General features: G+C 63.9%; 9 protein-coding genes and 2 pseudogenes. 8 read left to right on the top strand and 3 right to left on the bottom strand.

Annotated features, from left to right (window positions below; translation table 11 throughout):
* Positions 1–343 precede the first annotated feature (343 nt).
* Positions 344–2425 (bottom strand): NACHT domain-containing protein, encoded by a 2082-nt coding sequence (locus tag Pth03_RS36670; protein WP_203949093.1) that lies wholly within the window; start codon positions 2423–2425, stop codon positions 344–346.
* Positions 2426–2691: 266 nt separating this feature from the next.
* On the opposite strand from Pth03_RS36670, the gene Pth03_RS36665 reads away from it, so the two are divergent.
* The 6 genes and pseudogenes from Pth03_RS36665 (at position 2692) to Pth03_RS36640 (ending at position 9648) form a co-directional block, all read left to right on the top strand.
* Positions 2692–2892 (top strand): hypothetical protein, encoded by a 201-nt coding sequence (locus Pth03_RS36665; protein WP_203949092.1) that lies wholly within the window; start codon positions 2692–2694, stop codon positions 2890–2892.
* 839 nt (positions 2893–3731) lie between these two features.
* On the top strand, positions 3732–4031 hold the full coding sequence (locus Pth03_RS36660) for a hypothetical protein (protein ID WP_203949091.1): 300 nt from the start codon (positions 3732–3734) through the stop codon (positions 4029–4031).
* Between the two features lie 223 nt (positions 4032–4254).
* Positions 4255–6147 carry a hypothetical protein gene (locus Pth03_RS36655; protein WP_203949090.1) on the top strand — a complete coding sequence of 631 codons (1893 nt, stop codon included), beginning with the start codon at positions 4255–4257 and terminating at the stop codon, positions 6145–6147.
* A 143-nt stretch (positions 6148–6290) separates the two neighbouring features.
* A pseudogene (locus Pth03_RS42670) lies at positions 6291–6467 on the top strand (hypothetical protein); the annotation flags it as partial.
* 571 nt (positions 6468–7038) lie between these two features.
* Positions 7039–8307 (top strand): IS110 family RNA-guided transposase, encoded by a 1269-nt coding sequence (locus tag Pth03_RS36645; protein ID WP_203949089.1) that lies wholly within the window; start codon positions 7039–7041, stop codon positions 8305–8307.
* 366 nt (positions 8308–8673) lie between these two features.
* The gene (locus Pth03_RS36640; protein WP_203949088.1) at positions 8674–9648 is read left to right on the top strand and encodes an endonuclease/exonuclease/phosphatase family protein; all 975 of its coding nucleotides are present in this window, start codon (positions 8674–8676) and stop codon (positions 9646–9648) included.
* 101 nt (positions 9649–9749) lie between these two features.
* Here the strand turns inward: Pth03_RS36640 and Pth03_RS36635 are convergent, their stop codons facing one another.
* A complete protein-coding gene (locus tag Pth03_RS36635) occupies positions 9750–10427 on the bottom strand; it encodes an HAD family hydrolase (protein WP_203949087.1) in 678 nt (225 codons plus the stop codon).
* A 359-nt stretch (positions 10428–10786) separates the two neighbouring features.
* Between Pth03_RS36635 and Pth03_RS36630 the strand changes: the two genes are divergently transcribed.
* Positions 10787–11314, top strand: a complete 528-nt coding sequence (locus Pth03_RS36630; protein ID WP_203949086.1) for a hypothetical protein — start codon at positions 10787–10789, stop codon at positions 11312–11314.
* A gap of 489 nt (positions 11315–11803) precedes the next feature.
* Here Pth03_RS36630 and Pth03_RS36625 read toward each other — a convergent pair.
* Positions 11804–12088, bottom strand: a pseudogene (locus Pth03_RS36625) (transposase); the annotation flags it as partial.
* Positions 12089–12141: 53 nt separating this feature from the next.
* Here Pth03_RS36625 and Pth03_RS36620 point away from each other — a divergent pair.
* Positions 12142–13335, top strand: a 1194-nt coding sequence (locus Pth03_RS36620; RefSeq protein WP_203949084.1) for an IS30 family transposase, incomplete at its 3' end; no start/stop codon positions are given.

Below are 13335 nucleotides of genomic sequence, written 5' to 3'. Positions count from 1 at the left end.
GGGACCGACGCGTCACCATCCCTCATGCCGCAAGATCTCCGTTGCCTTTTTCACGTCCGAGACGACGTGATCGAAACTGTGTTCATGGCCGGGCCAGGTGCCGCGCATCTCCTCCAGACTTTCGGTCTACGGCATGAGACAACCTTCCGTCCGTTGACAACCCGAAATCGACACAACGTGATCTGCGTCGTGCTCATACCCGCGGCGAGTTGCACCCATTCGATTCATATCGCACCTAGGCCAACACCCCCGGCTATGTCGGCGGAAGGGTCGCACCGCAACGCTTGGCCGCGACCTCGAACTGATCAGCCCTGGGCTTACGAAAGCATTGCGGCATAGGCCCCTACAATGGGCGTCTCGCGAGAGCAGCAAGCGGGAGGTCGGGCGGGGGATCCGGATGCGCGGCTAGGTAGTTTTGAAGTTCCCTGTGTCGAAATTGATATGCGGTGCCGGATACGCGCAAGAGGCCAGCGTTGTAGCACCAGTTGAGGAAGCGTCCCATGCGCAAGGGAAATTGAGGCAGAGCGCAGAGCAGGAAGGAAAAATAGCGCACGCTCGCCATGCCTATTCCAAGAAACATAGTGAGGCCGGTCATGATCCCCACAGCAATTCCTTGGGCTGGATGTGATGTCATGACTAGCGCCCCGCCGAATGCAGCTCCATCTACAAGACCATTGGCCGCGGCGAACCGGAGATTGCTCCGGATAGGCTCCCTAGGATCCGATCCCTTCGCCGGGCGGGCAGTCCCGCCCGTTAAAAATCCGAAGCCCAGCGCCGCGGGGAGGCCGACCACAAGTCCGACTACCCAATCACCACCCGCAAGGTAGAACACGCCACCCAGGAAAAGGCCAAGTGCCCCTGCGGCTGCGAATGCCCGCCTGCCTGATCGTGAGCGCATTGCCTCCGCGCCCCAGCGAACGGGCGTGGTGGATCCGAACCAAAGTAGGATAACACTAGTTAAACCGCCAAAAGCGCCAGCATTTGCAACTTTTTGCAATAGATCATTCTCATCTATGGGAATAATCGTGTTAATTGTCACGAATATTAGCCAAGTCAAAAGCAGGATCCCCAAATGAATTAACGGTGGCCAACCTCCGGCCATCGGCCACAATTCATGGAGGACCAGGCCGGTACCGGAGAGCGTTCGCCCTCCCGCTTGGCGTTTACCGGCGGATTGGTTGAGGTAGGCGGCAAGCCGTGCCAACCGCCGCCATACTTGCTTGGCATCAACGCTAGCGGCGCGACTGGTGGACCCCGCCGAAACCGCTGCTGGGATGTACCAATCAAGCAGCTTTTCGTAGAGATCGCCCGTTGAAGCAAGAGCGATCATGTCGCTGGGCTCGCGCAGGTATTCGCCGGCGTCCGTGCTCCGTTCTTGGTAGACGACGGCGGCAAGGGTCAGTCGCCAAGGGGTGTTCAACTCCCGGCTCAAAGACCCGTCCGGGGCACTAGCCACCTCATCAAGGATGGGCCGCCACCGTTCACTGTTACGCGGGGAGGTGCATACCCGCTCCATCAAAAACTTCTGGATTGCCCTCGAGTCCACCGTGCAAATCCGTATTCGAGCAGCAGCCTCAAGGTGTGCGTTCGCCTCTAGCAACGCGTCGTACTGGCTGTTTCGGCAGGTCAGTACCACCGGTGGGTTACTTATGCCGGTCCCATAGCCGTCGACCGCTTGGAGAAGTTCGTCGGCTCGGGAGCCGTAACCAGGAGAAGGCGTGCTGTCCATCTCATCGAGACCGTCGATGACTGGAAGGACCAGATGGTGGTCGACGAGCGCGGTGGCGACGCGCTTGGACAGAGAGTAGGGCGCCCTTTGGAGTGAAGTGGCCAGCCATGCGCGTAGCGGGCTCCCGTCCCAAGAGGTTGCGGACAGCCGTACCGGTACAGGTTCGTCTCCAATACGGCTCTTGATCAACTTCAGGACCAAGGCCACGGCGAGGACTGTCTTACCAGTCCCTGCGTCACCGCTGGCGAGTGTGTCGTCGGCCCCTGTGATCACCAGACGACGGGTGCGCAGATCCCGGTAGTAGGCGGCGATCGTCTCCAAGTCTCCCTCTGGAACAGAGCCCTCGATTGAACAATGGCTGTCAAGCACAAAGCGAAGGTTGATTCCTTCGCTGTTCAGCGCTTGCCGGTCCCCGCCAAGGAGGCGTTTGAATTCGCGTCCCTCTTCCTCAGTCACGCGCTCTGCGAGGTCTCTGGCTTCAGCTGTCGGGTCGATCGGCTGCGGTCCGCGGAACAACGGGGCCAAAGTCGCAACGAGGCCCACGACTGCGATACCAAAGCCCAGGATTGTTGTCTGGTCCACTGAGCTCAGCCCCGTAGACCGGGCTTCCTTTACCACCCACACCACTATTGCAATCGTAGATCCGAGTACCAAAAACCAAAGCAGACGCCGCGGGCTCCAGTTCTTCGATGCCATGCTTAAACTATGCCGGATGACATTCGGCTATGTGGGCGGTTCGAAGAATGCCGGAACGACAGCCCAACACCTGATTGTTCAGATGCCTCCGTGGAGTCCAGACGATAATCCTGTTACCGCAGGGTTGCCAGGACCGAGGAACAGAAGCCGCAGGGCAGTCCATCGAGCACCCGCTTTGGGAGAGCGCGGCCGGAACCGTTCCGCCAGCTGATCTGACCTGGGCAAACAACCTGTACCAGTGCCGCCCCCGCTTGATCATCCCGTGCATGTCCCGCAATCGTGCCATCGCCGCCGAAGCCCGCTTCAGGGCCGCGATGGTCGAGGCAGCCTGGGTCACCGCCCGCACCCGGTCCAGCATCGGCACCCGGCTGCGCCGCCTAGGCCGCGGCTTCGGCAACCAGCACGCTAAGAAGGGCGCGGTCGCCGTCGCCGACACCCTGCTCCCACCCTGCTTTGTCATCGCTTAGGCGGTCATGGCTAGCAATACCGACTACCGACAAGACGGCAACGACTTCTACGCCCGCCGCAGTGCCCGCCACGCCCAGCACCTGGCCGCCCGTCATCAAAAGACCCTGGAACGCCATTACCAATCCTCCTCGCAATTAGGGATCGGGCGTGCGGCGTGGCTTAGGGCTGGCTGAAGGCTTTCGCTTGCTTTATGGACGGGCCCACCCTCTGCGCCAAGATGATCACTGCGTCATCCACTCCAGCGGTTCAGTTGAGGTCGCCTTGCGCCACGTCTCCGCGACCTCCGAAGGGTTCTGCTGATAGAGGTTGCGGAGGAGCATTATTGCCACGCGGACGAGATCGGGGAAATCCAGCTCTACAGCGATCCGGAGGCCTTCACAATTAATGCAAGGCCCTCCTCAAGTTGTTCTGATTCACTTAGCAACTGGCCATTGACAACGCAGCTGGTGGCCAAGTCTACCGAGTGGACCTCAGGGTTGACACGAGCAAGCGTGCGCCTGACGTCCTTCGAACGCCGCCTGCCGGTGACCGGGCTCGCGCTCGACGTGCGGCGGGGGTCTTCCCCTTGCGACAAGCGGCGTAACCAGTTGCCGCGGTGCCCATCACCGTGGCCGCGACCGTCGACGGCCTACGCCTTTGTCGAGATGAACCGTCGATTCGACATGCTCGAATGCCCGGTGAGGAATCGGTCGATCAGCCAGGAAAGTCTACGAATCGAAACCCTTGACAAGGTGTCTCGCATTTATCAAGGCTGTGATCAGGTACCAAATCGAAGAGGATTCGAGTTATTCGAATGGTGACGACAGGAATGGTGACGACAGGAATGGTGACGACAGGAATGGTGACGACGAGAAAGTCGTTGAGTACGACCAAGGCGTTCGAGCTGCTGGAGACGGTGGCGTCCGACAGGTTCTTCTCCCCGGCGGTCCTCCAGCCGCACCAGACGGGCTCGTGGACGGAGTCCTTAGCGCCGGCGCTTGGGCTCGCCGACGGCGCCGCGCACGTCGGGTTCGCCCACGACGACGAAGGTGTGTCGGTCACGGCCAACGTGTTCACAACCCTCATCGGCCAGGACGTGACGGCCGCCCTGGTCGACGACTCGACCGGAAGCACGCTGACGAGTGCGACTCACGGGTGACGCGTACGTCTCGCACGAACTCTCGGCACCTGTCGAGTCCGGTGCGACCGCGACGCTCGTGCTCACCGATGGTGGAGGGAAGGAGTTACTGCGCGCGAGCGCGACCGACGAGTGAACCGAACCAGCGCACATCGGCACCCGTAACGGGGGCCGCGCCTCACGCGCGGCCCCGAGGCCCGGAGCGGCACGAACGGACGCCTTGCCCAACGGAGAAGGAAGCGCAATGAGAGCAACAACTCGCAATCGCAGACGTCGCTCGGCCGTAGCGGCCCTGAGCGTGGTCACCCTGGGGGCATCTCTGCTCCTCGCCGCGACGTCGGCCGCCGCGACGCCGGCCGCCGCGGACGGGCCCAGCGCCTCGATCATCTTGGGCGAGGTCAACGAGGAGAACGGTCTCCGCCAGATCGAGCAGGGTGACGGCACGACCGCACCCGTGACGGTTGGCGGGCTGAGCGCACGCGCGACCGTGCAGACCTCGGCACCGGCGGAACACATGTATTTCCAGGTCGACGACGCGATCGCCTTCGATGGCGCGTTCGTCGCGTGCCTGCAGGTCGAGTACTTCGACGAGGGCGGGGCCACATTCCGCGTCCAGTACGACTCGACCAGCAGCGCGTACGGCTCGACGGGTTCGGTGAACCGCACCGGGTCGAACACGTGGAAGACGGCGGGCTTCGAGCTGATGGACGCCCGGTTCGCCAACCGCGAGAACGGCGGCGCCGACTTCCGCGTCGAGGCGGGCACGGCCGGGGTGACCTTGCACAGCGTGAAGTTGACGATCATCCAGAACGACGACGGCGTGACCCCGCCGTGCGCGGCCGCCTCGCCCGAGCCGGAACCCGTCCCCCCGCGCTGGAAGCTCAAGTATGTCGAGCAGTTCGGGAAGCCGATCCGCACTGAGGCCAGCCCGTGGGTGCTCGACGACTACAGCGAGCCGGTCGACGACTTCAACGACGACAACGGCGACCTCTACCGCCTTCAGCTCGGTCCCGAGTTCGACGCGGCGATGGCGACCATGCGGACCTACCGGCAGGAGACCAAGTTCGGCCGGGACGGCTGGCTCACGGCGTCCCTTTCCGCGCGCGAGAGCGGCGGGCGGGTCGACGACAGCTATACCGACACGGCCGAACGTCCGTCGATCGTGACGGAGTCGCTGAAGAACGCGGGCTCCGTCGCCAAGATCACCGTGCCCAACCACACGGGTGGCGCGATCATCCGCAACACCGAGCCGCTGCCGAAGTACTACCGCATCGAGTACGACCTCAAGACGCTCGACTTCGGCGGCTTGCGTGACGGCTCGCTGTTCTACGACGGCAAGTACAACGGGTACGCCCTCGGGGAGTGCAAGACGTTCTACCCCTGGGTCGGCAACCCGAACGACATCGAACCGGCCGACCCCTGCGCCACACGCTCCGTGCGGGAGGACAGCAACGAGGCGTACAACGCGTTCCACTTCATGTCGATCCTGGACTTCCCGGCGATGCCCCGGAATCTGGCGATGTACCACTGGCACCGCAAGGTGCTAATGGACCAGTTCAGCCCGGCCCCGTCCCGGAACACGGACGGCTACGACGTCTGCAACTCGCGGACCGGTGAGAAGTACCCCTGGGACGAGAGCAACCGCACCACGGTGAACATGCTCTACTTCACGGGTTCGCTCGGTCAGTCGCAGACGTTCGTGACGAGCTGCGACCGTCGGCCGGTTTCCGGCGTGCAGAAGTCGGCCGTGGAACTGCAGCCCGAGCTGATGCCCAAGGAGGACTACACGTTCGCCATCGAGCGCACCGAGGCGGGTTACACGCTCGAGGTCAGCGGCAACTTCAAGAACGTCGGCAAACAGACCTACCGGTTCACCCGGGGCTTCATCGACGACGACGCCGGCGTGGTCGGGGCGAACGTCCCGATCTTCCACTACAACGTGGACGCCGAGGAGTACGACGGCCAGTTCAACACGTCGCACACCGCGCGGGGCGCATTTGGCTCCAAGACGTGGGACAACCAGTGGCCGGCCGGCTCGGCCTACCCCGACTACTTCGTCATCGGTGAGCCGTACACGAACGTCGGTGAGGGCCAGGCCCGCATCGACAACATCCGGCTGTACGTGCCGAAGAAGTAGGCACGGGAAGGTCGCGGTCGAACTGACGCAGCCGCGCCCCTGGGACCTCAGACTGCACCCAGGGGCGCGGCCTGCGCTCCGAATTCACGCGATCCTTCATTTCGAGTCTGGGAAGTCGTCGAAAGCGAGTCCGACCATGAAGACTGGGAGGATCACGATCTCGTCTTCCCCGGCTGGACGGGCGGCCCATCGACCCGCGCCACGACTGGGAGGAGTGGAAGGAGATCCTCCAGGAGGCCGGCGTCCGCGACGTACGCGTCCACGACGGCCGTCACACGGCGGGGACCCTCCTCGTCGACATGGGCGTGCACGTCCGCGTCGTCATGGAAGTGCTCGGCCACTCCGACATCCGAGTGACCCAGCGCTACACCCACGTAGCCACTCCGATGGCCCGGGATGCCGCCAAACGCATGGGCAGAGCACTGTGGGGGATAACTGCAACGGGAAATGCAACTGAAAACGATCACAGGGCGTGCTCCGGAAGGAGTACGCCCTGTTCGTTGATGGAGCCGCCTAAGGGAATCGAACCCTTGACCTACGCATTACGAGTTAGAACACAACCGTCCAGGGTTGTCCACCGGTGTCAGAAAAGCCTGTTCAAGCCCTGTGGAACCCGCTTCGGAGTCCACGAGGATCCAGAACCGTCCACGGCCGTTGTTAGTCCTCGATATCCCTGGCGGGATGCCCGTTCCGGGCTGAAAATCGGGGTGGTTGCCCGCCGACGTCGTTGGTGCTTGGTCTGGTTGAGGCCGTTTGTTAGTCGGACGCCGGGAGCCGTGCCAAGGGCCCTTCACTGTGCTTTGAGCACGCGGATTAGATTCGCTTCGTCCTTGCGGCTCTCGCGGGCAGCCTGTGCAGGGTGCTCGCAAGCAGCGACGGCAGGAGGGCGGCATGCTGGAGGAAACCAAGGACCACGAGGAGATCATCGAACGAGTCGCGGCGCTAGACATCGGCAAGGCCTTCCTGGTCTGCTGCGCGCGCGTGCCGGACGAGGACCGGCCGGGGCGGCGGCTGCAGGAGGTGCAGACCTACCCGACGATGACCCGCTCGCTGCTGGCCATGGCAGATCACCTGCGCACCCTGGGTGTGACCCGGGTCGTGATGGAGGCCACCAGCGACTACTGGAAGCCGGTCTTCTACCTGCTGGAGGCGGCCGGGTTCGAGACCTGGCTGGTCAACGCCCGTGACGTCAAGCATCTGCCAGGCCGTCCCAAGACCGACCGGCTGGACGCCGTCTGGCTGGCCAAGGTCGCCGAACGGCAGATGCTGCGCGCCAGCTTCGTCCCGCCACCCCAGATTCGCCGGCTACGGGATCTGACGCGCTACCGGATCGACCTGGTCAGCGCACGGACCGCCGAGAAACAGCGTGCGGAAAAGCTGCTGGAAGATGCGCAGATCAAGCTGTCCGTGGTGGCCTCTGACATCTTCGGGGCCTCCGGGCGCGCGATGATGGCCGCCCTGATCACCGGGGAGCACAACCCGGCGGTGCTGGCGCAGATGGCCCGCACCAGCCTGCGCAAGAAGATTCCCCTGCTGCAGGAGGCGTTCACCGGCCACTTCACCGATCACCACGCCTTCCTGCTGGGCAAGATGCTGGCCCGGGTCGACCAGATCACCATCGACATCGCCGAGGTCGACGCCAAGATCCAAGAACTCATCGCTCCTTTTGGGCAAGCAGCGGCGCGATTGGACGAGATCCCCGGCATCGGCCCCACCGCAGCCGCGGTCATCCTCGCTGAGATCGGCACTGACATGAGCCGCTTCCCCACCCCAGGGCATCTGGCCTCTTGGGCACGCTTCGCGCCCGGGGTCAAGGAATCGGCCGGACGCAAGAAGGGCCACGGCGGGACCGGCCACGGTAACCCCTACCTGGCTCGCATCCTGGGCGAGGCAGCCGTGATCGCCGGCAGGACCAACACCTTCCTCGGCGAACGCTACGGCCGCATCGCCCGCCGACGCGGCAAGAAACGCGCGATCGTCGCGGTCGGCCGCTCCATCCTCACCATCGTCTGGCATCTGCTGTCCGACCCCGACGCCCACTTCATCGACCTCGGACCCGACCACTACAGCCGGCGCATCGATCCTGACCGCAAAATGCGCAACCACATCCGCGAGCTCGAAGCCCTGGGCTACCACGTCACGCTCGAACCCACCGCCTGACTACGACGACCAGCACGGCCCTGCTGCACATCAACACGTAAGGTTCGCTGCCGCGTGCCCGGCAAATGTCTGATTTTCGGATTAGCAACCGCGTTAGCAAGGTGCCACGAGGGGCCTGTCTCTAACGGCGTCGCCGATCCGGCGGCTGGGCGGCCGTTCGTCTGGGTGGATGAATCACCGAGACCGATCGTCTGGGTGCTCGCGCACCGTCACGTACGCGCCCTCCTTCATCGCATTGACCCTCGCCGCGGTCTCGCACACCGACTTCACCGTCATCGCCGACGGGGTTGGCACACAAAGACGGGCGGCTGATCGGCGAGGAGGTTACTCTCAAAGCCACGCGCACTCAGTGATGCGGAGGCTGGGATGGATGTCACGGTCGGTACTTTCAACCTCAATAACCTGTTCTCCCGCTTCAACTTCGAGGCAGAGATCCCAGCAATCCTGGAAGCGCCGGGCCCGGGACTAACTGCCAGCTACGTTTTCGACGATCCAGAACAGGTGCGTATCCGCACCTACAGGGGTCGGCTGGTCCAAGCGAAGGACGAGGAAGGCCAACGCCTGATCGCTGAGCGGATCAGCCGCATGGATCTGGACGTGCTTGCGGTCCAGGAGGTCGAAGACATCGACACGCTCCGCTTCTTCGTCGCGAAAGAGCTCGACCACCTGTACCCGCATCTGACGCTCATCGAGGGCAACGATCCTCGGCTGATCGATGTGGCCGTGCTGTCGAAGCTGCCGATCGGGGCGGTGACCTCCTGGCAGCATTCCGTCCATCACGAGCTACCGGAGGGGCGGGTCTTCAGCCGCGATCTGCTGGAGGTCGAGATCCTCGACCCCGGCGACCGTAACCGGCGGCTGTTCACGCTGTACAACAACCACCTCAAGAGCCAGTTCGTCGAATTCGGCACCGATCCCGATGTCGGGAAGCTTGCCAACGACACCCGGCGCCGCCAGCAGGCCGAAACCATCGCGAGGATCGTCGCCGCGCGCAACCGCCCCGACGGGCGTTTCGTGATCGTGGGCGACATGAACGACACCCCGGAAGCGGCGACCCTGTCTGCGTTCAGCACCTCGACCGAGCTCAACCTGACCAACGCACTCACCCACCCGGTCCAGACGCGCGAACCCAAGCCGGACACTCCACCCCCGCCGGCCTCAGGCGCGTGGACACACCGCTTCAAAGAGTCCGGCCGGCCTGCGGCCTATGAGCTGTTCGACCAGATCTGGCTCAGCCCCGTCTTGGCGGAGCGGCAATCCGGGGCGTTCATCGACCGCCGCACCCGCCATGGTGGCGACGGCAGTGACCACGACCCCGCCTGGGTAGCCCTCACGCTGTAGACGCCTAAGCATGGTCGGAGATTGGCAGGCGGCCCTGCCCCCCTCCTAGCAGGGCCGCCCACCAGGCGACATTACTAAGAGCTTCTATTAATTACATATAGTTACGAGATTGTTGGGGCTGGGAGCATGGGTTTCTGATCCGACAAGATGCCGATGGCGTCGATCACGTCCGAGACAACATGGTCGGCATCATGCTCGGCGCCCGGCGACGTGCCGCGGTCGATCCAGATCGTTTGCAGGCCTGCCGCGCGGCCGCCGGCAATATCAGCGATCAGGTTGTCACCGATAACCCAGCCGCCGCCGGCCAGTGTCACACCGCAGCGCTGGGCAGCTATCTCGAACAGGCCCGGGTCGGGCTTGCGGATGCCTTCGGCCCCAGACAACGCCCAAGCGTCAACGACCTCCGCCAACCCCGTGCGTTGGATCTTCCCGAACTGGTTATCCGCCATTCCATTGGTCACCACGGCCACCGCCCATCCTGAAGCACGTAGCCGGCGCAGACCATCCAGTACCTCAGACCGGCAGTGCACGAGGAAGGGCATCCGTCGGCGGTAGGCGCTCCACAGATCTTCGACCTGCTCAGGCAACTCGAAGCGCTCTCGCACCCGGGTGAAGAACTCCTCACGGTGCGGCACTCCTTCCCGGTCGACGGCTACCAGCCAGTCAACCGCCCCTGCACCAAGAGCACGCTCCGCGGCGAACTCCCCCGCCCACACCCGGAAAGCTGCATCCAGGTCAATCAACGTGTTGTCTAGATCGAACAGGGCAAGTTGCTGCATGATGCGCATCTTATGGACGAGACCCTCGCCCGACCTGGCTACCCGTGCTGAACGGCCGCCCATGCCTCAGTGTGGACTCCAAGGACCAACATCGGACGTAGCGGTTTTCAAGAACACTGCGAATCGCACCGCCGTGTAGCCACTGACCTGTGGTTACGCCTTGAATCGCCGGACAGCGACCAAAGATCATCCCGCACATATCCCGCGCGGACCGCGTCGATCACCTGGGCGTCACCGTGCGCATGATCAAGCCGTGTCCCACGGCCGATCCAGATCGTTCGCACGCCTGCCGCACGTCCGCCGGCAATGTCGCCCGCATCCAGCCATTGGCGGGACCATACGGGGGTTCAATATGGACTGTGAAGAATCCCCTCTGGAATCAGCTGCCAGTCGAGGTGCGTGCCCACGTCGACGCCCTCGTTTACAAGGACCATAGGCTGCATGCCATCAAGGTGATCCGAGACAGCTTCGAGAAGCCGCCAGACCTCTATAAGTGCCTTGACCTTGTGGCGGAGCGCTATGCGGACCTGGGGCAACGTTTTTCTCGTTCGCCAACAGCACCTTTGGACGTGGACACTCTGACGGTCAAGATCCGGACGCTGCCGACTCCTCCAGCGGCGATCGAGGCCGTATGGGACGGTGATTCCGAAGGATGGTTCGTCGTACTCCTAGCGGTCACACTCGAGCCGCGGGCCGAGCACCATCTCGCGACCGCTCAGCATGGGACGGACATACGGGTCTTCAACGGCGAGGTTCCTCCGTGGCCAGAGGCCGAGGAGGCTGGCGTGGTCGGGCAGAGGCTGGCAGAGCGCTTTAATGTGCCGTTTCATTTCGCGAGCCCTGAGATGCCGGATGACACAGCACCACGCTGGTGGGATGACCTCTAGAAAGCTGCCCGCCCCGCTCGGACGCGCCTAGCCTGCCGCGCGCATTCGAGGGACTATCGCTCGACGACGATTCACAGGTCTTGCCAAACCGAGGCGACAGACTTGCTCACTTCTCGGCAGAATGCGGACATGTCCACCGAGGTAAGCGGGATGATCGAGTGCAAACCGTGGGCCCATGTCTGGGAGGGAGACGACGAGGACCCAGGATGGCAAGCTGGCATCGATCTGTGTCTCCTGAACACCGGCAACGCATATGACGCACTCGCCTGTCTGTTCGGCGTCCGCAACTCCTTTGGGTTCCAGCCCCTGACCGAGGGACGCGGATTGCCGAGGGACGCCTCGGACGGACTGCGGGACGTGTTTGCTGCCGAGGGTGGGCCAGAGGACGTCTGGGGAACGACGTGGATCAGTTGGGCCGAGCTGGCCGCCGCCAACTGGGACGAGACCGATCGGTCGGGGGGGTTCGCCCCGAAGTGTGGACACCAACTGTCACGCGGCGAGCAGGACCTTATCGGGCTGCTGCTCGTAGGCGATTGGGCTGAGGTAGTTCAGGCGGGAGTGTCTTCTTCGGGTGTTGTAGCGGGTGATCCACCTGAAGACCTCCAGACGGGCCTGCCGGGCTGAGGGCCAGCCTTTGGCGCCCTGCAGCGTCTCGCGTTTGAATGTGGCGTTGAAGGACTCGGCGGCGGCATTGTCCGCGCTTGTCCCCACGGCGCCCATCGACTGACGAACACCGAACTGTTTGCACACGGCGGCGAAGTCGGTGGAGGTGTATTGGGCGGATTCAATCGGTGCTCGCAACACTTCGTCGTTGGAGGTGTTGGTGAATGGGCCTGGGCAAGAAGCAGCAGGCTGTCCGGTTGTATCGCGGTCAGATCCCATCGCCGGGACGGCCGACTGTCGCCTGGCGTGAGGATCGTGTGCGGTTCTGGCAGGCGATCGCTCGAGGGGCGAGTTCGGAGGATGCGGCGGCGGAGATCGGCGTGTCGCCGGCAGTGGGGACGCGCTGGTTTCGCCAGGGTGGCGGGGTGGGACCGTGCCTTGCCCCGACGGTGTCGGGCCGTTATCTGTCGTTCGCGGAGCGGGAGGAGATCGCCTTGTGCCGTGCTCGGAAGGTTGGCGTGCGCGAGATCGCGCGGCGTTTGGGGCGGGCGCCGTCGACGATCTCGCGCGAGATTCGACGCAATGCCTCGACGCGGACGTATGACGTGGAATATCGAGCGACGGTTGCGCAATGGCATGCCGAGCGCCGAGCTCGGCGGCCGAAGATGGCCAAACTGGCGGGCAACCAGCAGTTGCGCGACTATGTGCAGGAGCGGCTGGCCGGGGAGGTCCGCCACCCGGGCGGCGCGCCGGTGGCGGGGCCGCAGACGGCACCCTGGAAGGGGCGCAACAAACCCCGGCGTCAGGATCGCCGTTGGACAACATCGTGGAGCCCGGAACAGATCGCTCATCGGCTCAAGGTTGATTTCCCCGAGGATGACACGATGCGGATCTCACACGAGGCGATCTACCAGGCCCTGTTCATCCAGGGGCGAGGAGCGCTCAAGCGGGAGCTGGTCGCCTGTCTGCGCACCGGGCGTGCGCTGCGGGTGCCGCGAGCACGCGCCCGTCAGAAGGCCCGCGGGCACGTGACCCCCGAGGTGCTGATCAGTGCCAGGCCCGCCGAGGCCGAAGACCGCGCGGTCCCGGGCCACTGGGAAGGTGACCTCATCATCGGCACTGGCCGGTCGGCGATCGGCACTCTCGTGGAGCGCACGACACGGTTCACCCTGCTGTTGCACCTGCCCCGGATGGAGGGCTACGGCACGCAGGAACGGGTGAAGAACGGCCCGGCATTGGCCGGCCGCGGCGCCGAAGCCGTCAGGGACGCGATCACCAAAGAGATCATCGGTCTGCCCGACCAGCTACGCCGCTCACTGACCTGGGACCGTGGAACGGAGCTGGCCCAGCATGCTCAACTACGCATCGACACCGGCTTGCCGGTCTATTTCGCCGACCCTCATAGCCCCTGGCAGCGT

It is taken from the genome of Planotetraspora thailandica (assembly GCF_016863335.1).
Taxonomy (GTDB): Bacteria; Actinomycetota; Actinomycetes; order Streptosporangiales; family Streptosporangiaceae; genus Planotetraspora; species Planotetraspora thailandica.
The sequence above is the reverse complement of the archived record's forward strand: the minus strand, read 5'-3'. Positions and strand labels throughout refer to the sequence as shown.